The sequence below is a fragment of the Bradyrhizobium sp. AUGA SZCCT0182 genome, assembly GCF_018130185.1.
In the GTDB taxonomy this organism is placed as follows: Bacteria; Pseudomonadota; Alphaproteobacteria; order Rhizobiales; family Xanthobacteraceae; genus Bradyrhizobium.
The window spans coordinates 101,389-122,583 of the sequence record NZ_JAFCLY010000002.1; the positions used below are offsets into that span (position 1 = coordinate 101,389).

At 63.3% G+C, this 21,195-nt stretch carries 20 protein-coding genes; 5 read left to right on the forward strand and 15 right to left on the reverse strand.

Annotated elements, in window-relative coordinates:
• The first annotated feature begins 146 nt into the window (after positions 1 to 146).
• The 3 genes from JQ611_RS02775 (at position 147) to JQ611_RS02785 (ending at position 3,589) form a co-directional block, all read left to right on the forward strand.
• The gene (locus JQ611_RS02775) at positions 147 to 887 is read left to right on the forward strand and encodes an SDR family NAD(P)-dependent oxidoreductase (protein WP_212264824.1); all 741 of its coding nucleotides are present in this window, start codon (positions 147 to 149) and stop codon (positions 885 to 887) included.
• 295 nt (positions 888 to 1,182) lie between these two features.
• Entirely contained in the window at positions 1,183 to 2,259 is a 1,077-nt protein-coding gene (locus JQ611_RS02780; protein ID WP_249132903.1) for a hypothetical protein, read from the forward strand.
• A 103-nt stretch (positions 2,260 to 2,362) separates the two neighbouring features.
• On the forward strand, positions 2,363 to 3,589 hold the full coding sequence (locus tag JQ611_RS02785; RefSeq protein WP_212264825.1) for an ABC transporter substrate-binding protein: 1,227 nt from the start codon (positions 2,363 to 2,365) through the stop codon (positions 3,587 to 3,589).
• A 157-nt stretch (positions 3,590 to 3,746) separates the two neighbouring features.
• Here the strand turns inward: JQ611_RS02785 and poxB are convergent, their stop codons facing one another.
• The 5 genes from poxB to JQ611_RS02810 all read right to left on the reverse strand — a co-directional run bounded on the left by poxB (position 3,747) and on the right by JQ611_RS02810 (position 9,609).
• The gene (gene poxB, locus JQ611_RS02790; protein WP_212464446.1) at positions 3,747 to 5,483 is read right to left on the reverse strand and encodes a ubiquinone-dependent pyruvate dehydrogenase; all 1,737 of its coding nucleotides are present in this window, start codon (positions 5,481 to 5,483) and stop codon (positions 3,747 to 3,749) included.
• A gap of 110 nt (positions 5,484 to 5,593) precedes the next feature.
• Positions 5,594 to 6,811, reverse strand: coding sequence for a TCR/Tet family MFS transporter (locus JQ611_RS02795; RefSeq protein WP_212464639.1), 1,218 nt, complete (start codon positions 6,809 to 6,811; stop codon positions 5,594 to 5,596).
• 29 nt (positions 6,812 to 6,840) lie between these two features.
• The gene (gene der / locus JQ611_RS02800; RefSeq protein WP_212264827.1) at positions 6,841 to 8,226 is read right to left on the reverse strand and encodes a ribosome biogenesis GTPase Der; all 1,386 of its coding nucleotides are present in this window, start codon (positions 8,224 to 8,226) and stop codon (positions 6,841 to 6,843) included.
• A 145-nt stretch (positions 8,227 to 8,371) separates the two neighbouring features.
• The gene (locus tag JQ611_RS02805; protein WP_212264828.1) at positions 8,372 to 8,926 is read right to left on the reverse strand and encodes a hypothetical protein; all 555 of its coding nucleotides are present in this window, start codon (positions 8,924 to 8,926) and stop codon (positions 8,372 to 8,374) included.
• Between the two features lie 29 nt (positions 8,927 to 8,955).
• Positions 8,956 to 9,609, reverse strand: a complete 654-nt coding sequence (locus JQ611_RS02810) for a tetratricopeptide repeat protein (protein WP_212388637.1) — start codon at positions 9,607 to 9,609, stop codon at positions 8,956 to 8,958.
• Positions 9,610 to 9,869: 260 nt separating this feature from the next.
• Here JQ611_RS02810 and JQ611_RS02815 point away from each other — a divergent pair, with 260 nt between their 5' ends.
• Positions 9,870 to 10,733, forward strand: a complete 864-nt coding sequence (locus JQ611_RS02815) for a hypothetical protein (protein WP_212464447.1) — start codon at positions 9,870 to 9,872, stop codon at positions 10,731 to 10,733.
• Positions 10,734 to 10,736: 3 nt separating this feature from the next.
• Here the strand turns inward: JQ611_RS02815 and JQ611_RS02820 are convergent, their stop codons facing one another.
• From JQ611_RS02820 to JQ611_RS02845, 6 genes are all read right to left on the reverse strand, one after another.
• Complete coding sequence (locus JQ611_RS02820; protein WP_212464448.1) at positions 10,737 to 12,332, reverse strand: class I adenylate-forming enzyme family protein; 1,596 nt, start codon at positions 12,330 to 12,332, stop codon at positions 10,737 to 10,739.
• A gap of 18 nt (positions 12,333 to 12,350) precedes the next feature.
• Entirely contained in the window at positions 12,351 to 12,935 is a 585-nt protein-coding gene (locus tag JQ611_RS02825) for an NnrU family protein (protein ID WP_212464449.1), read from the reverse strand.
• An 86-nt stretch (positions 12,936 to 13,021) separates the two neighbouring features.
• Positions 13,022 to 13,624, reverse strand: coding sequence for a hypothetical protein (locus JQ611_RS02830; protein ID WP_212464450.1), 603 nt, complete (start codon positions 13,622 to 13,624; stop codon positions 13,022 to 13,024).
• 87 nt (positions 13,625 to 13,711) lie between these two features.
• Positions 13,712 to 14,269, reverse strand: a complete 558-nt coding sequence (locus tag JQ611_RS02835; RefSeq protein ID WP_212388646.1) for a TetR/AcrR family transcriptional regulator — start codon at positions 14,267 to 14,269, stop codon at positions 13,712 to 13,714.
• Positions 14,270 to 14,329: 60 nt separating this feature from the next.
• A complete protein-coding gene (locus JQ611_RS02840; protein WP_212464451.1) occupies positions 14,330 to 15,055 on the reverse strand; it encodes a crotonase/enoyl-CoA hydratase family protein in 726 nt (241 codons plus the stop codon).
• A gap of 305 nt (positions 15,056 to 15,360) precedes the next feature.
• On the reverse strand, positions 15,361 to 16,980 hold the full coding sequence (locus JQ611_RS02845) for a peptide chain release factor 3 (RefSeq protein WP_212264836.1): 1,620 nt from the start codon (positions 16,978 to 16,980) through the stop codon (positions 15,361 to 15,363).
• A 151-nt stretch (positions 16,981 to 17,131) separates the two neighbouring features.
• Between JQ611_RS02845 and sugE the strand changes: the two genes are divergently transcribed.
• On the forward strand, positions 17,132 to 17,446 hold the full coding sequence (gene sugE / locus JQ611_RS02850; protein ID WP_212034055.1) for a quaternary ammonium compound efflux SMR transporter SugE: 315 nt from the start codon (positions 17,132 to 17,134) through the stop codon (positions 17,444 to 17,446).
• On the opposite strand, the gene JQ611_RS02855 is transcribed toward sugE, so the two are convergent.
• From JQ611_RS02855 to JQ611_RS02870, 4 genes are all read right to left on the reverse strand, one after another.
• Positions 17,447 to 18,451 (reverse strand): inorganic phosphate transporter, encoded by a 1,005-nt coding sequence (locus JQ611_RS02855; RefSeq protein WP_212464452.1) that lies wholly within the window; start codon positions 18,449 to 18,451, stop codon positions 17,447 to 17,449.
• 73 nt (positions 18,452 to 18,524) lie between these two features.
• Positions 18,525 to 19,169: a DUF47 domain-containing protein gene (locus tag JQ611_RS02860; protein ID WP_212264838.1), complete on the reverse strand. Its 645-nt coding sequence runs from the start codon at positions 19,167 to 19,169 to the stop codon at positions 18,525 to 18,527.
• A 151-nt stretch (positions 19,170 to 19,320) separates the two neighbouring features.
• Positions 19,321 to 20,289 carry a branched-chain amino acid ABC transporter permease gene (locus JQ611_RS02865; protein WP_212264839.1) on the reverse strand — a complete coding sequence of 323 codons (969 nt, stop codon included), beginning with the start codon at positions 20,287 to 20,289 and terminating at the stop codon, positions 19,321 to 19,323.
• A 1-nt stretch (position 20,290) separates the two neighbouring features.
• Positions 20,291 to 21,154 carry a branched-chain amino acid ABC transporter permease gene (locus JQ611_RS02870; protein WP_212264840.1) on the reverse strand — a complete coding sequence of 288 codons (864 nt, stop codon included), beginning with the start codon at positions 21,152 to 21,154 and terminating at the stop codon, positions 20,291 to 20,293.
• Positions 21,155 to 21,195: the final 41 nt, after the last annotated feature.

A 21,195-nucleotide genomic window follows, 5' to 3' on the forward strand; every position in this document is an offset into this window, starting at 1 on the left:
CGCAATTGCGCTCCGGGGCCGGGACCCATAACCACCGGCCTTCGTTTTTCGAACGCCATTTGATACAACCACCAATCGCCTCATAACCGTCACGGCGTATGGGTCCCGGCCTTCGCCGGGACGACGTTTTTGCTAGAGCTTCTTCTATGCCCCAATCCCTCGCCTCCCGTATCGCTCTCGTGACCGGCGCCTCGCGCGGCATCGGCTATGCCACCGCGCGCGCGCTTGCCAAGGCCGGCGCGCATGTCGTGGCGGTGGCGCGCACGCAAGGCGGGCTGGAAGAGCTCGACGACGAGATCCGCAAGGACGGTGGCAGCGCCACGCTGGTGCCGCTCAACCTCACCGACTCCGACGGCATCGCCCGGCTTGGGGCGGCGCTGCACGAGCGTCACGGCAAGATCGACATTCTCGTCGGCAATGCCGGCGTCGCCGGCCCTTCCTCGCCGCTCGGTCATATCGAGCTGAAGCCGTGGAACGACGTGATGGCGGTCAACGTCACCGCGAACTTTCAATTGATCCGATGCATGGAACCGCTGCTAAGGCAGTCCGACGCCGGCCGCGCCGTGTTCGTCACTTCCGGCGCCGCCAACAAGGCCAGCGCCTATGTCGGTCCCTACGCCGCCTCGAAGGCCGCCCTCGAAGCCCTGGCGCGCGCCTGGGCACAGGAGACCGCGAGCACCAATCTCCGCGTCAACCTTTTCAGCCCCGGCCCGATCCGCACCAAGATGCGCGCCACGGTATTCCCCGGCGAAGACCCCGCGACGCTGGACACGCCGGAGCAGGCAGCGGAGTTCATCGTGCCGATGTGCGCGCCCGACTGGACCGAAACCGGCAAGCTCTACGATTACAAGACGCGCACGCTGATGGACTTTCGCGCGCCGGCTTGAACTCTCTCCACGTCATTGCGAGCCAACGGGACGCGCGAATGCGCGCCCGATGACAGGCTCCGCGAAGCAATCCATTCTTCCTTTGCGTGGCGCCATGGATTGCTTCGCTTCGCTCGCAATGACGGTGTCATACCGTTGACTCCTCCTCCTCCCCGCGATTGACTGCCCGCGCAAGCGGGAGCAACCCGCCAAGAAGATCAAGGGAGGAAGCATCATGCCGATGCATCATCGCGCGCGCTCGATACCTGCCATCCAACATCTCACCAAAACCATTTTCGCAGGCGTCGCGACCGCCATGCTGATGTCAGTTGCGGCGATGCCGCTTCCCGCGCTCGCCGGCGACATTCCGACGTTCGCGGTCGATGCATCCTGGCCGAAGCCGCTGCCGAACAACTGGATTCTCGGCCAGGTCGGCGGCATCGCCGTCGACTCCAAGGACCACATCTGGGTCATCCATCGTCCGCGCTCGCTGACCGACGACGAAAAGGGCGCGACGCTGACCCCGCCCCGATCGAAATGCTGCGTCTCGGCGCCGCCGGTGCTGGAGTTCGACGCCGAGGGCAATCTGCTGCGCTCCTGGGGCGGTGCGGGCGAAGGCTATGAATGGGTCGGCCGCGAACATGGCATCGAAGTCGACGAGAAGGGTTTTGTCTGGGTCGGCGGCAACGCCGACAATGACAACGCGGTTCTCAAGTTCACCCTCGACGGCAAGTTCGTGATGCAGATCGGCAAGATCGCGCCGAGCAAGGGCTCCAACGACACCACGCAACTCGGCAAACCCGCCGAGACCGCGGTCGACAAGGATGCCAACGAGATCTACATCGCCGATGGCTACGGCAACCGCCGCGTCATCGTGTTCGACGCCACGTCAGGCGCCTACAAGCGGCACTGGGGCGCCTATGGCAGGCCGCCGAACGACGACAAGCAGCCGCCCTATGATCCCAAGGCGCCGGCTGCCCAGCAATTCGCCAATCCCGTGCATTGCGTGAAGCTCACCAATGACGGGATGGTTTATGTCTGCGACCGCATCAACAACCGCATCCAGGTGTTCAAGAAGGATGGAACTTTCGTGAAGGAGTGGTTCTTCGAGAAGAACACGCTCGGCAATGGCGCGGTGTGGGACATCGCCGTCTGGCCCGATCCGAAACAGACCTGGCTGTTGAGCGCCGATGGCGAAAACAACGAAATCCGGGTGCTGAAGCGCGACGACGGTACCGTGGTCGGGAGTTTTGGACGCAGCGGCCGCAATGCCGGGCAGTTCCACTGGATTCACGCCATGGCCGTGGATTCCAAGGGCAACGTCTATACCGCCGAAGTCGACACCGGAAAGCGAATCCAGAAATTCAAGCTGACATCGGACGCGCTACGATAGGTGGATTGCCCAGGACATCCGGAACCACTACCACCGTCTCAGTCATATGCCGGGCGTGGACCTCCCAAAGAAGGCCACCCGGCGACATAGATGGAGGAAATACATGACTGCATTCACCGCGCGGCGACTCGCCGCGTTGATTACCGTTGCCGGCGTCAGCTTTGCTGCGCCCGCCTACGCCCAGGACAAGACCGTCAAGATCGGCGTGTTGAACGACATGTCGAGCCTTTACGCCGATATCGGCGGCCCCAATTCAGTGGTCGCGGTCAAGATGGCGATCGAGGATTCCGGGCTGCTCAAGAAGGGCTGGAAGATCGACGTCGTCAGCGGCGATCATCAGAACAAGCCCGACGTCGGCGTCAACATCGCGCGGCAATGGATCGACAACGACAAGGTCGATGCGATCGCCGATACGCCGAACTCCGGCGTGGCTCTCGCCGTCAGCAACCTCGTCAAGGAGAAGAACATCGCGCTGCTCAATTCGGGCGCCGCGACGGCCGATCTCACCGGCAAGGCCTGCACGCCGAACACGATCTCCTTCACCTACGACACTTACATGCTGGCCAACGGCACCGGTAAGGCGCTCACCAAATCCGGCGGCGACACCTGGTTCTTCCTGACCGCCGATTACGCCTTCGGCCACGCACTGGAGCGCGATACTTCCGCGGTCGTCACCGCCAATGGCGGCAAGGTGCTCGGCGGCGTCAAGCATCCGATCAACACCTCGGATTTCTCCTCGTTCCTGCTGCAGGCGCAGGCCTCCAAGGCCAAGGTCGTCGGCCTCGCCAACGCCGGCGGCGACACCACCAACGCGATCAAGCAGGCCTCCGAATTCGGCATCGTCGCCGGTGGCCAGAAGCTGGCCGCACTGCTGCTGTTCATCAATGACGTGCATTCGCTGGGATTGAAGACGGCGCAAGGCCTGACTTTCACGGAATCCTTCTACTGGGACCTGAACGATCAGACCCGCGCCTTCTCGAAGCGGTTTGCCGCATTGGCGAGCAAGAATGCGATGCCGTCGATGACGCAAGCCGGCAACTACGCCATGGTGCTGCATTATCTCAAGGCGATGGAAGCGCTCGGCGGCAATCCGCATGACGGCGCCAAGGTGATCGCCAAGATGAAGGAACTGCCGACCGACGACCCCTTGTTCGGCAAGGGCCCGCTGCGCGCCGACGGCCGCCGTCTCATTCCGGCCTACCTGTTCGAAGTGAAGAAGCCGGAAGAGTCGAAGGGACCGTGGGACTATTACAAGCAGATCGCCACGATCGCCCCGGAAGACGCCGCCAAGCCGCTCGAGGCCAGCGATTGTCCGCTGGTGAAGAAGTGACCGCGTAGCGGTCATTCCGGGATGGTGCGTAAGCACCATACCTCAGGTGCGCAATTGCGCACCGGGGAATCTCGAGATTCTCCGATGCGCAATTGCGCATCGGAGTTCGCGCTTTGCGCGCCCCGGAATGACTTGAATTACATGCGCATCCGCACCTTCAACGCGGCAGCAGGTTGGTCTTGGCTAGGTCAAGAACCTCGTCGCCCCGCCCGCTCATGACAGCCCGCAGAACCCACAGACTGAAGCCCTTGACCTGTTCCGCGGTGATCGTGGGCGGCATCGACAATTCCTGCCGCGCCGTCACGACGTCGAGCACGGCCGGCCCGTCATGATCAAGTACGTCGCGGATCGCCTGCGGCAGATCGCCGGGATCCTCGACCCGCCGCGCATGAATGCCCATGGCCCGGGCCATCGCCGCGAAATCAGGGTTTTCGAGATCGACGCCGGTCTCGATGAACCCGGACGCCTTCATTTCCAGCGCAACGAATCCGAGCACGCCGTTGTTGAAGATCACGATTTTCACCGGCAGCTTCTTCTGCCGCAGCGTGATCAGGTCACCCATCAGCATCGCAAACCCGCCATCGCCGGACATCGACACCACCTGTCGCCCCGGCTGCGACGCCTGGGCGCCAATCGCATGCGCCATCGCGTTGGCCATCGAGCCGTGCACCCAGGATCCCAGCAGACGACGGCGTCCGTTCATGACGAGATAGCGCGCCGCCCAGATCGTCGGCGTGCCCACATCGGCCGTGAACACCGCGTCGTCGGAAGCCGCCTCGCTGAGCAGGCGCGCCAGATATTGCGGGTGAATCGGCTTGTGCCCGGGCGTCCCGCGCGCCAGTTCGTCCAGTCCGGCGCGGGCTTTCTTGTAGTGGGCGGCACTGTCGTCGAGATGGCGGCGATCATCCTTTGCCGTCAGTTTCGGCAGCAGCGCCTCGATCGTGACGCCGACATCGCCGACGAGACCGAGATCGAGCTTGCAGCGGCGGCCGAGATTTTCGGGGCGGATATCGACCTGCGCGATCTTCGCTCCCGTCGGTAGAAACTGCTTATAGGGAAAATCCGTCCCCAGCATCAGCAACACGTCGCAGGCGTGCATGGCGGCGTAGCCGGACGAGAAGCCGATGAAGCCGGTCATGCCGACGTCATAGGGATTGTCGAATTCAACGTGTTCCTTGCCGCCGAGCGCATGCACCATCGGGCTCTTGAGCTTGTCCGCCAGCCGCATCAGGCTGGGATGGGCGCCCGCGCAGCCGCGGCCGCAGAACAGCGTGATACGTTTGGCGCCGTTCAAAAGCCCCGCCAGCGCCGTCAATTCCGTCTCATCCGGCCGAACCACCGGGGCTTTCGGCAGAAGCCCAGCATTCGGTGAAATGCCACGGCTGGGCGCCGGTCGCAGCGCGATATCGCCGGGGATCACCAGCACGGCCACGCCACGGCGGCCGACCGCAGCGCGGATCGCATTTTCCAGCACATAAGGAAGCTGCGCGGGATCGGAAACGAGCTCGCAATAATGACTGCATTCGCGGAACAACTCCTGGGGATGAGTCTCCTGAAAATAGCCCCCGCCGATTTCCGCGGATGGAATCTGGGCGGCGATAGCCAGTACCGGCGTGCGGCTGCGATGCGCATCGAACAAGCCGTTGATGAGGTGAAGATTGCCCGGCCCGCACGATCCCGCGCATACCGCGAGCCCTCCGGTGATTTGCGCTTCAGCCGAGGCCGCAAAGGCGGCGACTTCCTCATGCCGGACATGAACCCAGTCGATCACCTCGCGTTTGCGCAGCGCTTCGGTCAAGCCGTTCAGGCTGTCCCCGACCACGCCGAATATCCGCTTCACGCCGGCCTGGATCAGCGTTTCCGCGATGAGGTCGGCGACGGTGTCGATCGGCATGGTGGCCTCGCTCTGTTGGGGGGAGCTTCGGAACGTCAGCCATCAGATGTAACGGGCCGGCCGGATCCAAACAATTCAGGCTACCGTGATGTCCGTGGAACTCTGCGGCTTCAAGCGGCTGGTTTGCCAGCCATGGTCCGCCACGCGACCACCAGCGCCAGCACCAATAGCGCCGCGGCCAGGAGGAACGGCGCGCCCGGCATTTTCACCGGCGCAGACTCGCTGATGAAATAGGCAAAGATCAGCGTAAACAAAAACGGTCCCACCATCTGGGCAACGCTGTTGACGCTGTTGGTGGCGCCCTGCAACTGGCCCTGCTGATCGGGCGCGACCAGTTGCGTGGTCAGCGACTGGATCGCCGCACCGGCAATGCCCCACAGCGCCATCACGGGAATGCCGGCCCAGAACAGCGGACCGGTCGGCGCAGCGCCATAGATCAGGAAACCGAGCGCCCCACAGCCGAGCCCGAGCAGCAGCGCGCGGCGTTCGCCAAGGCGCGTGACGATCGGTCCGACGCCTGCGCCCTGCACCACCATGGCGCAGACACCGACCAGCGCCAGCGTCAGCCCGACGGTCTTGGTGTCCCACCCATAGCGATAGGTCGCATAGAGCACGAAGGTCGAGGGCAGCACGACATGCGCGACCTGGCCAAAGAAATTGGCTAGCGAGAGACCTGCGAGAACCCGATCGGAGCGCAGCAGATGCAACGCGCCGAGCGGGTTGGCGCTCTTCCAGCGGAACGGCGAACGGCGCTCCGGCGGCAGCGACTCCGGCAGAATCAGCCAGCCATAAAGCGTATTGGCAAAACTCAGGCCCGCCGCGACCCAGAACGGCAGCCGCGGATCCATGTCACCGAGCAGGCCGCCGACGGCGGGGCCGAGAATAAATCCGGCGCCGAACGCCGCGCCGATCTTGCCGAACACGGCAGCGCGCCGTTCCGGCGGCGTCACGTCGGCGATGTAGGCGAAAGCCGTCGAGATACTGGCCGAGGTGATGCCCGAGATGACGCGGCCGATGAACAGCCACAGCAGCGACGGCGCCAGCGCCATCAGTACATAGTCCAGCGCCAGGCCAAAATTGGACAACAGCACCACCGGCCGGCGGCCGAACCGGTCGGACAAGGCGCCGAGGATCGGTGAGAAGATGAACTGCATCACCGCCCAGGCGGTGCCGAACAATCCAAAGATCCGCGCGGCGGTCGCGGTATCGTTGTCGACGAAGCTTTCGACCAGCTTGGGCAAGATCGGCAGGATCAGGCCGAGCGCGAACATGTCGAGCAGGATGGTAACGAAAATGAAGATGGCTGCGCCGCTGCGCACCGGCGGCATCCCGGTCGCGTGTTCCGAGGCCGCCTCGTTCACGACGGCCGTTTGCGCTTGTGGGCGAACGGATTGGCCTTCTCGCGCAGCATAATGCGGATCGGCGTACCCGGCAGATCAAAGGCCTCACGCATGCTGTTGGTGAGATAGCGCAAATAAGACGTCGGCACCGCGTCGGCGCGCGAGCAGAACAGGATGAAACTCGGCGGCCGCGCCTTGGCTTGCGTGATGTAATTCAGCTTCAGCCGGCGGCCCGACACCGAGGGCGGCGGATTGGCGTCGACCGCCTGTTCGAACCAGCGATTGAGGGCTGCCGTCGGCACGCGCTTGTTCCATACCGCATAGGCTTGCTCGATCGCGCTCATCAGCCGATCGATGCCCTCACCCATCAGGCCCGACACGGCAACAACCGGCGCGCCCTTCATCTGCGGCAGCAAATGATCGACATCGGTGCGCAGCCCCGAAACGAGGCTGCCTTTCTTCTCCATCAAATCCCATTTGTTGACGGCCAGAACGACCGCGCGTCCCTCGCGCTCGATCAGGTCGGCGATGCGCAAATCCTGTTCCTCGAACCGGTTCTGCGCGTCCATCATCATGACAACGACTTCGGCAAAGCGCACTGCGCGCAGCGCGTCCGCCACCGATAGCTTCTCCAGCTTCTCGTCGATCCGCGCCCGCCGCCGCAAGCCGGCGGTATCGAACACCCGGAAGTCGCGCCCCTGCCAGGTCACCTCGACCGAAATGGAATCGCGGGTGGTGCCGGCCTCGGCGCTGGTCAGCAGCCGCTCCTCGCCGAGCAGATGATTGATCAGCGTCGATTTGCCGGCGTTGGGACGGCCGACGATCGCGACGCGAATCGGACGCTTGGCGAAATCCTCATCGGATTCGATGATGTCGTCATCGTCGAATTCCTCACCCTCCTCGGTGGGATCGGGCATCAGCACGCGCAGTGCGTCGTAGAGATCGCTGAGGCCTTCGCCATGTTCGGCGGAAATCTGCACGGGATCGCCGAGCCCGAGCGCATAGGCTTCCATCGCGCCGACTTCGCCGTGCCTGCCCTCGCTCTTGTTGGCGACCAGCACCACCGGCTTGTTGGCGCGGCGGGCGAAATCGGCAAAGGCGCGGTCGTTCGGCGTAAGCCCGGCCCGCGCGTCGATCACGAACATCAGCGCGTCGGCAAGCGCAATCGCGGTTTCGGTCTGTTCCTGCATCCGCGCGGTGAGCGAACCCCTGGCGCCTTCATCGAGGCCGGCGGTATCGATCACGGTGAATTCGAGATCGCCGAGGCGCCCATTGCCCTCGCGGCGGTCGCGGGTGACGCCGGGTTCGTCGTCGACCAGCGCGAGCTTCTGCCCGACCAGCCGGTTGAACAGCGTCGACTTTCCGACATTGGGCCGGCCGATGATGGCAATCGTGAAGGGCATAAATAAATCCAAACGCCCTTTTTGATGGACGTGTCAATCGAACGAAACGATAGAGCACGGTTCCGTCGGAACCGCGCTCTGATTTTGTTTTGACGCGTTTGCTTTACGCGAACCGGCGCCGACTTCGCGCGAAAACGCTATGCAATTAACGCGTGAAGCTGCCGCTCGGCATCGGCGCCGGGAACGGCGCGGCGGATTGTTGGGTGGACTGCGCGGGCGCCGCCGATTGGGCCGCCGGCTGGTCGGGCGGCGGCGCGGTGGTGCGCTTGCGCACGATCTTCTTCGGCTTCGGCGCCGGCGGCGCTGCGTTGGTGCCGCCCTCTTCCTCGGGCGCGGCATCGGGCTCTGCGGCGGCGGGCTCAGCCGCGGGCGCTGCTGCAACCGGGGCCTGCCTGCCTCTGGATTTCGCGGATCCCTTCGATTTCGGCTCCTGCGGCGCCGGTGCGACCGCTGCCTGGGCATTCGGGTCGTCGATCTGCTGCTGGCGCGCGCCTCTGTAGAGATCCTTCGGCACGCCCTGCTCGAGACCGGGCACACCGTCGGGGAAAACCGGTTTGCGTTCACCGGGCAGCTTCTTTTTGGTGTCGAGGAAGTCGAGCATGTCGGTCGGATCGAAATTGCCGATGCTGCTACAGCCCGCCAGCGCGCTGGAAAACGCGATGAGGACGGTGGCTGCGATCAGACGGTGCGGGCGGCGCATGCTCGGTTCTCGTTATCTCGTTGGCCGGCTCAGCTCTTTGCGACAGGCGGAAGCAACGCCTGCAGCGCTTCGGCGCGTGAGCGCAGGCTCGGTGGCGTGCCGCCGTCATTGGCAATTACGTCCAGCCATTGCCGTGTCGCTGTCGCATCGTTGGCGCGCCAGGCCGACAGCGCCAGCAATTCGCGCGCAGTATGGCGAAAGGTAGCAGCCGGTCCGGCTGCCGCCTCGAGGCGAGACTTCATGTCGGGATAGGAGGCGCTCTCCAGCAGCAACTGGGCGGCGCGAATCCGGGCCAGATCCTGTTCCGCCACGCCGACGCTGCGGTCGGCGGCAATCTCGTCGAACATCTTGGCGGCAGCCTGCTGGTCGCGGCTTGCGACCTCCGCGGCCGTACGCAGGCGCGCCAGCACGCGGTATCCGGCCGGCGCCTTCGCCGCCAGCTCGGCAAACGCCGCCTCGGCCTCTGCGTGCTTGTTGGCTTCCGATAGCTCTGCCGCCTTGTCGAAGGCCGCACCGGCCTCAACCGCCTTCTTGGCTTCCAGATATTGGTAGCCACGCCAGCCACCCACGGAGGCGATGATCAGGAGCGCTCCGGCAATGATATAGATGGAATATTGGTCCCACAGCTTCTTGAGCTGATCGCGACGGACCTCCTCATCGACTTCATTAAATAATTCAGACACTTAAGGCTATCCCATCCCCGCTGAGCCGCTGGACGCGCGGCGGCGCCCTGCGCCCGATCCCCGCATGGCGGCGGCGATACCCTAACGATATGGCGGTGGCAAGGCAAAGCGAGCCGGATCAAAGCGTTAACGCTGGACGTGGCAGTTGGAAGCGAGTTGTCCCACGCAGCGAACGTCCGGGAATATTGACTTCGCGGTTCAAAGCTTGGCGTAATCCGTTCGATTTTTGTCGGTTATTCGTCTGATTTTGCAGGTGCTTCATGGTTTGCCGCGCCCTGGTCGTCACGCTTGCCATCGGGGCCGCCGCCCTGCCCGCCGCGACCCAAGCCTACGACATCAAGGCGAGGACGCCGGAGACGGCATTTTCCGGCAAGCTGCGCCCGGACATTTTGGGTATCTCAGCGGATTCCACCGCTGATTCCACGCGTGCCACGCTAGATTCGTTCTTCAAGGGACGCTCCAACACCACGACCGACGTCCAGCAGCAGAAGTTCGGCAGCACCGCGATCAGCTTCACCTCGGCACTGACTTTCAGCCTTCCTCCCGGGCTCAGCCAGAACGGTGAGATGCTGTCGAGCAGCTTCTCGTCGCCGGCGAGCGGCAATCGCATTTACTTCCTCGCCCGCAACCTCACCTTTGCGAAGGACCAGCAGCCGGCGAAGGCCGACATGGTCAAGGAGGTGATGGGCAAATACGGCGCACCCACCATCGTCGGCGATCAGCACCTCTATTACATCTATCGCGCCGGCTCGATCGTATCGGTCGGCACGAAATACAAGGAAGCAACCGCGATCGAGGCCATCGGCAAGCCACTCGATCCCAAGGCCGCGCTCAAGCTCAACGGCGAAACCATCCGGGGCAGCTGCGTGGCGGTCGTCAAGCGTGCGCAGGCAAAGGAGAAAGCGCTGGCCGCGATGCTCAGCGAAGCCAAGGGCGCCAATTGCGACGGCGTGCTGAGCGTGCAGCTGATCCCCGGCACAGCATCCGACCGTGTCGGGATCGCGCAGTTTTCGCTATTGGACGTCAAACGCGTCATCAGCGCGGCGGCGATCGACAGCGATGCGCTTACCGCGGAACAGAACGAACGCAATGCGATGCCGAAAGGCAGCGCGCCGAAGCTCTGATCGTCAGGCACTTAAATTGCGAGCCTCACGCAACTGCCGTTTCAGCACCTTGCCGTTGGCGTTGCGCGGCAGCGGATCGGCGGTCAGGTCGATGGTTTCCGGCACCTTGTAGTCCGACAGCCGCTCGGCGCACCACGCACGCAAGGTCTCAACGCTGGCCCCTCCCCTGATCACGACCACGGCGTGGACGCGCTCGCCGAGCACCGGGCACGGTTTGGCGATGATCGCGCTTTCGAGCACGTCGGGGTGGCCTGACAGCACAGACTCGACCTCGGCAGAATAGATCTTCAGGCCGCCACGGTTGATCATGTCTTTCTGGCGATCGAACACGCGCACGAAATTGGCTTCATCGACCGAGCCGATATCGCCGGAATGCCAGAAGCCGGCGGTAAAACTTTCAGCCGTTGCTTTTGGATTGTTCCAGTAGCCCTTGATGACCGAGCCGCCGTGGATCCAGATTTCACCGATCGCGCCGCGCGGCAGTTCGTGGCCGTCGGGATCGACGACGATGATCTGCGCGCCGGGACAGGGCAAGCCGACGCTGTCGATGTACCGCGCGGTCAATTCGCCGGGCATCATGGTCGACGGCGACGTCGTCTCGGTGGCGCCGTAGCAATTTGCCAGCTTCAGGCCCGGAATCCTGGCGGCCAGCCGCTCGATCGTCGCAATCGGCATCGGCGCCCCGCCAAAGCCGCCGATCCGCCAGTTCGACAGATCGTAGCTGTCGAAATCCGGCTGCAGCAGGCAGAGATTATACATCGCCGGCACCATCACGGTGTAGGTGACGCGCTCTCGCGCCGCCAGCTTCAGATATTCCGCGGCCTTGAACTCCGGCATCACGATCAGTGCGCCCGCGCAGCGAGCCATGGTCGTGATATTGGCGACCACGCCGGTGACGTGCCCGAGTGGCACCGCGGCGATCGAGCGGTCCGCCGCGGTCAACTGCAGGCAGGACACGAAGACCATCGACGAATGGATGATGTTGCAATGCGCCAGCATTGCGCCCTTTGGCTTGCCGGTGGTGCCCGACGTGTAGAGGATCATCGCGGTGTCTTCTTCGCCGACCTCGGCAGGCGTCGCCGATGCCGCGTGATCCAGCAGATCGGAGAACTGCGAGGTGCTGCCGTCACCGACGGAAACGCGATGCAGGAGGTCAGGCACATCGCGCGCATCCGGCACGCGCTCGGCCAGTGTCGCTTCGTGGACCAGGAGCGTTGCGCCTGAATCGGTCAGCACATAGGCGATCTCAGGCTTTTGCTGGCGGATCGACAGCAACACCGTCACAAGGCCGGCATGAGCGGCGGCGAACATCGTCAGCACGAACTCGACGCGATTGCCGAGCAGCACGGCGATACGATCGCCGCGCTGCAATCCGAGCCGCTGAAACCCGGCCGCAATCCGTGCCGATTGAGAGGCCACGTCGCGCCAACTCATCCGGCGATGACCGCAGATCAACGCTTCGCCATCCGGATTTCTCTCTGCAGCCTCGGCAATCATCGCCCAGACGGAGCCCGGCCGTTCGCTAAATGCCGACACGACGCGATCGCCGAAGCGCGTCTCGAGCCGCATCGCCGGAATAGGATGTTGCGACCAGTCCATGGCTCAACTCTTGCCTTGCTAGACTCCAACCACGGGGACGCCGATCACGACCGGATGGAAGGCAAATGCCAGCGCCAGATAGGCGATGACCCCGACCGCGATTGCGATCAGGTCGTTGCCGGGACCGCCGACCGGTATCGGCGGCCCGCCGGCGTCGGTGCGGCGTTTCAGCGAGATGCGGTCGAACACCGCCCACGCCAGGAACGAGCCGAACAGGATGATCGAGCCGAGATCGCCATTGGCGAGCAGATGCGCGGCCGCCCACAGCTTGACGCCGGTCAGCATCGGATGCTTCAGCGTCGTATAGATCCGGCCGCGGATGTAGGAGGCAACCACCAGAATGATCGCGGGCAGCATCAGGGCCACGGTGATGTGCTTGAACGCCGTCGGCGGGTTCCAGACGTTGATCCAGCCCGTAGCGCGATAATTGGCAAAGCCCCAGATGATCAGCGCCAGGCCCGCAACCGAGGCCAGCGTATAGCCGATCTTGTAGCCGCCCTCGCCCATTGAGCCGACGACCCGTGCACGCAATTTGCGCTGCGTGGTCAGCGTGTGGACGCCGAGAAACAGGACCAGGCCCAGGATCATCACCAGCAGTCCCATGATGTCCTCTCCCTGGGCGGCTTCGCTTCTACCCTCGCCTATCATTGATGGGGCTTGGAGCGCAATGCGCTACGCCGCCATCCGCCTCATGGCTTCTCCGCTTGCTTCTTCAGATCGCGGTTGTCGACATAGCGGATCGCGATCGGTCGCCCGGCCAGCGCGCCTCCGAGCTCGCCGGTGAATTTAAGCGGCTTGCAGGCATCGAGCGAGGCGTTGATCGCCTTAAGATAGGCGGCGCGGGTATCGGCCGGAACACCGGCGGTGGCGAAGGTCAGCCGAGGGGCGGCAATGATTTCACCCGAGCGCTTGAAACTGAAGCGCACCGACATCTGCATGCCCTCGCGCGCGCTATCGGCCGGCGGCGGGGTCCAGCAGGACCGCAGCGCCGCAAACAGGTCGCCGATGCTGTCGAGGTCGTGGTCCGGCTTCCGGTATTTCGCGGCCTGGTCCTTTGGCGGAACGCTTTCGATCGTCAGTTGCAGGTTCTGGCCGTAGGGATAATCGATCTCGGGAATGCACGGGCCGTCGTTGAACACGCTGCAGAACGACGGCGTGCAAGGCTGGCCGTCGAGCACGCTGCAGGGCGCGTGCGAAAACGGCGTGGCGTCGATCTGACGCCGCGACTGGGCGTCAGCGGCGCCGATACCGGCAACCGCGACGATCAGGCAGATGATGACACGCCGGAGCATACGCCGGTTCCCTTGAAGTCGACGATCCAATCAAGTTGGTCCGCGCCTTGGTCGGGTTCAAGCGGGCCGGCGTTCACATCCCCGCGTTCATTTCCCGGCATTCATCGCTGATAGTTCCGCAATCAGCGCCTTTTCGCTGGGCTGGTCGAGCACGCCGGCCGCATAGAGCGAAATACCACCATAGAGCGTGATGTAGATCTTCATCACGGCCCGGCGCCGCGCGGCTGATGTCGGGATGTCCTGGCAAAAGATCCGCATCGCCTGGGTGATGACGCCGTGGACCGCGGTCTGCAGCGGCGGATTGTGCTTCATCGTCGCGTGCGGGCGGCTGGTCATCAGCGCATAGAGCGCACGGTTGGCGAGCGCGAAGCGGACATATTTCGCGGTGTAATCCTCCGGCGTGGTCGCCTTGACGAGGATCGCGGCCAGCCGGTCATAGGCGCCGGTGGCGACCGCATCGAGCAGCGCTTCGCGATCCCTGAAATGATTATACAGCGAGCGATGCGCAACACCGACGGCATCAGCCACCTCGCGCAAACTCAATTGCTCATGGCCGGCCTTGGCCACCAGACGGGTGGCGGCCTTCAGCGCGGCTGATTTCAGATTGCCGTGGCGGTAAGTCGCCCGGCGCGGCGATGCGGTCATATCCCTTCATACAAAGGCCCCGGCCGCAGCGCCACTGTCGCGGACACGATTTTCCGAAGCTTAAGCCGAAACGCGGCTCCTGATGCGATCCTCGCCATATTGCGGGGTGATGTCCTCGTCGATCATGCCGCGGATCATCTTGATCACGGCACCGCGCGCCCGCGCCTTGGTGGCGGCATGCGCCGCCATGTCGAGCGTGCTCAGCTTCCCGGCCACCTCCGCCGCACTGCGCTCCAGGGCGTCAGCCGGCACTACGCGGTCGAAGAAGCCGGCCGTGACGGCTTCCGCCGGACCGAACATTTCGGCCGTCATCACGACCCGGCTGAAATAGGCCGGCGTCAGCCGCTGCCGGGCGATCTCTATGGCGAACCGCGGCACCGTGAGCCCGATTGCAACTTCATTCATCCCGATCAAGTAATTGCCCTCGGCGGCGAGACGGTGGTCGCTGGACATGATCAGGAAGGCCCCCATCGGATAGGCGTTGCCCTGGCAGACCGCGACCACCGGGGTCAGAAACGACAGGATGCGCAGCGCCAGTTCGGCGCCCGCTTTCAGCATCAGGTACTGATCCTCGGCGCTCCCTTTGGCGAAGACGTTGAGGTCGAAACCGCCGGAAAAGTGCCTCCCGCGCGCCTTCAGGATCACGACGGTTTTGTCCTTTTCCGCCTGGTCGAACGCCGCATGCAGCGCGTTGAGCATCGCCAGCGACATCACATTGGCCTTGCCATCGTCCATCACGATGGTGCCGACGGGGCCGGTGCGGGAATAGGTCGCAAGATCAGTCATGTGTGCCTCCCTGTTCTATAAGCATCCACTGGATACTTTCGGAATGCCTGCGGGCGTGCAAGACCAGTCAGGGAGCAAGAAACGCATACATGCCTCCACTGGATGCATGGGTAATGGGCGTGCTGTGCTGTAACGACACGCCGCTGCTGTCGTCACCCGCCTTGTGCGCAATTGCGCACTGGGGCGGGTGCCCCAGTATTCCAGAGATGGTTATTGAATAATCGAAAGGCCGCGGCGGACTGGGTCCCCCGCTTTCGCGGAGGACGACAGGAGAACGGGGGCCAATTGCAGCCTCCCCGCGTCCCTCACGCCTTCTTCTTCACATCCTTGATGTGAGAAAACACGATGCCCTCGGCGCGTTCCTTGGTATAGCCCAAATAGAACTCGTTCTTGGCGAGGAACACCGGGTCACCGTCGACGTCATCGGCGACACCCGAACCATTGGCCGACATGAACGCGTCGAGCTTCTTGCGGTCGTCGGACGAGATCCAGCGCGCCAACTGGAATTCCGAGACTTCGAATTCGACCGGCAACGAATATTCCGCATCGAGCCGCGCTTTGAGCACGTCGAGCTGCAGCGGACCGACCACGCCGACCAGCGCCGGCGCGCCGTCGCGCGGGCGGAACACCTGCACGACGCCCTCCTCCGACATCTGCTGCAGCGCTTCCTTCAGCTTCTTGGCCTTCATGGCGTCGGTCAGGCGCACGCGGCGGACGATTTCCGGCGCAAAGCTCGGCACGCCGACGAATGTGAGGTCTTCGCCTTCGGTGAGCGTGTCGCCGATCCGCAAAGTGCCGTGGTTGGGAATGCCGACGACATCGCCGGCAAAGGCTTCATCCGCCACCGAGCGGTCCTGGGCAAAGAAGAATTGCGGCGAGGACAGCGACATGTTCTTGCCGGTGCGCACCAGCTTGGCCTTCATGCCGCGGCTGAGCTTGCCGGAGCACAGCCGCGCGAACGCGATGCGGTCGCGGTGGTTCGGATCCATGTTGGCCTGGATCTTGAACACGAAGGCGCTCATGCGCGGCTCTGATGCCTCGACCTTGCGCAGGTTGCTCTCCTGCGCGCGCGGCGGCGGCGCAAAGCGCCCCAGACCTTCCAGCAAATCGCCGACGCCGAAATTGCGCAGCGCACTGCCGAAATAGACCGGCGTCAGATGGCCCTCGCGGAACGCCTCGAGTTCGAACGGCTTGCAGGCTTCCGAGACCAGCGCGAGTTCGTCCTTGACCTCGGCGACGTCGAGATTGGCGCTCCGGCCGGCGAGATCGGCGATGTCGATCTGCTGCGCGGCGCCGGTCTTGGCGCCGCCGCCTTCGAGCAGGCGCACGCCGCCGGTGGCGATGTCATAGGTGCCGAGGAAGTCACGGCCGCGGCCGACCGGCCAGGTCATCGGCGTGGTGTCGAGCGCCAGCGTCTTCTCGATCTCGTCGAGCAACTCGAACGTGTCGCGGCTCTCGCGGTCCATCTTGTTGATGAAGGTGATGATCGGGATGTCGCGCAGGCGGCATACCTCGAACAGTTTTCGCGTCCGCGCCTCGATGCCCTTGGCGGCGTCGATCACCATGACCGCGGAATCGACTGCGGTCAGCGTGCGGTAGGTGTCTTCCGAAAAGTCTTCATGGCCCGGCGTATCCAGAAGGTTGAAGACCAGGCCATCGAACTCAAAGGTCATCACCGAGGTCACGACCGAGATGCCGCGCTCGCGCTCGATCTTCATCCAGTCGGATCGGGTGTTGCGGCGCTCGCCCTTGGCCTTGACCTGGCCGGCAAGGTTGATGGCGCCGCCGAACAGCAGCAGCTTTTCGGTCAGCGTGGTCTTGCCGGCGTCCGGGTGGGAAATGATGGCAAAGGTCCGCCGCCGCGCCACTTCATCTGCAAGCGGCGAGCGGGACGGCGATTCGGCTGAAACGGCAATGTCGGACATGAATCGAGCGTTTGGCAGGGAAAACGGGCGCAATCAAGGGCGATTTGGCAATTGCCGACCGTGGATACAACCCCCATATCCAGCAGGGAAGGACGACCTTCCCATCACCATCATCCGCGGGGACGACCCTGCCTTATCTGGAGGGTTTGTCATGGCCTGGGCTGTGTTGTTCACCGCGGGTCTCCTGGAAATCGGCTGGGCCATCGGTCTCAAATACACCGAAGGCTTTACGCGGCTGGTGCCGTCGGCCCTGACGCTGGCGGCCATGGCCGGAAGCATCCTCCTGCTCGGACTGGCACTGAAAACCTTACCGATCGGAACGGCCTATGCCGTCTGGACCGGAATCGGCGCCGTCGGCACGGCTATCCTTGGCATCGCCCTCTTCGGCGAACCCGCCACCGCGGCCCGCCTGGCCAGCATCGGGCTGATCGTAGCCGGCATTGTCGGGCTGAAGCTGGTCACCTGATTAGCGCAGCAGCACCACCGCCCAATATGTCGCTGCGGCCACGATTCCCGAGGCCGGGATGGTGATGACCCAAGCATAGACGATCGAACTGGCCACGTTCCAGCGCACCGCCGAGACCCGGCGCGCCGCGCCGACGCCAACGATGGCGCCGGTGATGGTATGGGTGGTGGAAACGGGAACCCCGAGCCAGGTCGCCATGAACAGGGTCGCGGCCCCGCCGGTTTCCGCGCAAAAACCCTGCATCGGCGTCAGTTTGGTGATCCGCAGGCCCATGGTACGGACGATCCGCCAGCCGCCCATCAGCGTGCCGAGCCCCATCGCCGCCTGGCACGAGATCACCACCCAGAACGGGATCGAGAATTCAGTGCCGAGATGGCCCTGCGAATAGAGCAGCACCGCGATGATGCCCATGGTCTTCTGCGCGTCGTTGCCGCCATGGCCGAGCGAATACAGCGAGGCCGAGACGAATTGCAGGATGCGGAAGGCGCGGTCGACCGCGAACGGCGTCGAGCGCACCGAGAGCCAGGACACGATCGCCACCAGCACCAGCGCCAGCAGGAAGCCGACCAGCGGCGACAGCACGATTGCCAGCAGCGTCTTCGAAAGCCCGCTCCAGACCGCTGCGGACAGGCCTGCCTTGGCGATCCCGCCGCCGAGCAAGCCGCCGATCAGCGCGTGCGAACTGGACGAGGGAATGCCAAGCCCCCAGGTGATCAGGTTCCAGACGATGGCGCCGACCAGCGCGGCAAAGATCACCGTCGCATCGACGATGCTGGGCTCGATGATGCCGGTGCCGATGGTGTTGGCGACGTGAAGACCGAACACCAGAAAGGCGATGAAGTTGAAGAAGGCGGCCCAAAACACCGCATATTGCGGCCGCAACACGCGCGTCGACACGATCGTGGCGATCGAATTGGCGGCGTCGTGCAACCCGTTGAGGAAGTCGAACAGCAGCGCGACCGCAATCAATGCGATCAGGATTGGGAGACCAAGCGAAGCATCCACTTGTTGGCCCTGCCCTATATTACTGGGAGCATGATTTTTTCGGAAAACCGGTACCCACTTTTCCGAATCATGCTCATACCTGTTCGATTACGATGCTGTTGATCTCATTGGCGACGTCGTCGAAGCGGTCTGAAACCTTTTCAAGATGCTTGTAGATCTCGGCGCCCACGATGAAATCCATGGTGTTGGCGTCGCGATGCTTGAGAAACAGCTCCTTCAGCCCGATATCGTGCAGGTCGTCGATGCGGCCCTCCAGCTTGCCTATCTCCTCGGTGATCGCCGTCAGCATCGCGACGTTGTCACCGATCGCCTGCATCAACGGCAAAGCGCGCCCGACCAGATTGGCGCACTCGACAATCAGCGTTCCGATTTCGCGCATCGGCGGCTCGAAGACGCGGACCTCGAACAGAATGACGGCCTTGGCGGTCTGCTGCATCTGGTCGATGGCATCGTCCATCGAGGTGATCAGGTTTTTGATATCGCCGCGGTCGAACGGGGTGATGAAGGTGCGCCGGACCGCAGTCAGCACCTCGCGGGTGATATTGTCGGCATCGTTTTCGAACTGATTGACGCGCTGGCAGAACACCGGCGTCTCGTCGCCGCCGCGCAGCATGTCCTGCAGGGCCAGCGCCCCCTGCACGACGGTCTGGGAATGACGGGCAAAGAGGTCGAAAAACCGCTCTTCCTTGGGCAGGAAATAGCGAAACCAGCGCAACATCGGCCTTATCCATCGTTCTGGAACGGCTGCCCGAGGCAGCCTGTCACAAAACTGTCATAGACCATTCACAGGCAAAGCGCGCGACGACGGACCCCGGAATAGTGGTCATCCACCGCTTTGTAGGCCGTAAAAATGCACCCGAACGGGCAATTTACAGCGAACGGCGGAAGAAATGCGCGATCTCGCCAATCACGCCGCGGCGGAAAGTCAGCACGCAGGCGACGAAGATGACGCCCTGGATCACCGTCACCCACTGGCCGAAACCGGCCAGATATTGCTGCATGGCGATGATCACGAAGGCGCCGACCACCGGACCGAATACGGTTCCGAGACCGCCGACCAGCGTCATCAGCACGATTTCGCCCGACATCGTCCAGTGCACGTCGGTGAGCGAGGCGTTCTGCGCCACGAATACCTTTAGCGAACCTGCGAAACCGGCGATCGTTCCGGAAAGGATGAAGGCCAGCAATTTGTAGTGATCGGTCTTGTAACCGAGCGAGATCGCGCGCGGTTCGTTTTCGCGGATCGCCTTCAAGACCTCGCCGAACGGCGAGTTGATGGTGCGATAGATCAAGAGGAAACCGCCAAGGAACCCGACGAGGATGACGTAATAGAGCACCGTCGGCTTGGCGAGATTGAAGATGCCGAACAGATAGCCCTGCGGGATGCCCTGGATGCCGTCCTCACCATGGGTGAACGGCGTCTGCAGGTAGATGAAATACAGAAGCTGCGACAGCGCCAGCGTGATCATCGAGAAGTAGATGCCCTGACGGCGAATGGCGACGACGCCGGTAATGACGCCAAGCCCGGCGGCACCCAGGGTGCCGACCAGAATTCCGAGCTCCGGCGACAGCCCCCAGACCTTCAGCGCATGCGCGGTGAAGTAACCGGCCGTGCCCAGAAACATCGCGTGGCCGAACGACAACAGCCCGCCGTAGCCGATCAGGAGGTTGAACGCGCAGGCCAGCAGCGCAAAGCACAACGCCTGCATCACGAAGAACGGATAGATTCCGGTCAGCGGCACGATCGCCAGCAGCGCCGCCATCAGGACGAATACGATCATCTCGTCGCGCACGGCGCGCGGTGATGCCGGCAGTGTATCGTCAGTCAATGCGCTCATATCAGGCCGCCCGTCCGGTCAGACCCGTTGGCTTCACCAGCAACACCAGTACCATCAGGACGAAAACCACGGTGTTTGAAGCTTCGGGATAGAAGTATTTGGTTAGTCCTTCGATCACGCCGAGCGAAAAGCCGGTGATGATCGATCCCATGATGGAGCCCATGCCGCCGATCACCACCACCGCGAACACGACGATGATCAGGTCGGCGCCCATCAGCGGCCGGACCTGGTTGATCGGGGCGGACAAGACACCGGCCAGCGCCGCGAGGCCCACGCCGAGCCCATAGGTCAGCGTGATCATCCTGGGCACGTTGATGCCGAACGCGCGCACCAGTGTCGGGTTTTCGGTCGCGGCGCGCAGATTGGCACCAAGCCGCGTCTTTTCGATCAGGTACCAGGTGGCGAGGCAAACGATGAGCGAGAACACGACCACCCAGCCGCGGTAAATCGGCAGGAACATGAAGCCGAGGTTCATGCCGCCCCTCAGTTCATCGGGGATCGCATAGGGAAGGCCCGAGGAGCCGAAATAATTCTGGAACACGCCCTGCACGATCAGCGCGATACCGAACGTCAGCAGCAGCCCGTAGAGATGATCGAGGCCCGAAAGCCACTGCAGCATGGTCCGTTCCAGGATCATGCCGAAGATGCCGACCACGATCGGCGCAATGATCAGCGCCGGCCAGTATCCAATACCCGCCAAATTGAGCAGGAAATAGGCGCAGAACGCACCCATCATATAGAGCGCGCCATGGGCGAAATTGATGATGTTGAGCATGCCGAAGATGACGGCGAGCCCCAGACTGAGCAGCGCGTAGAACGAGCCGTTGATCAGTCCCACCAACAACTGTGCGTAGAGAGCTTGCATCGGTTTCGCACTCGATTTCGTTGTGACGCTATTTCGCGCGG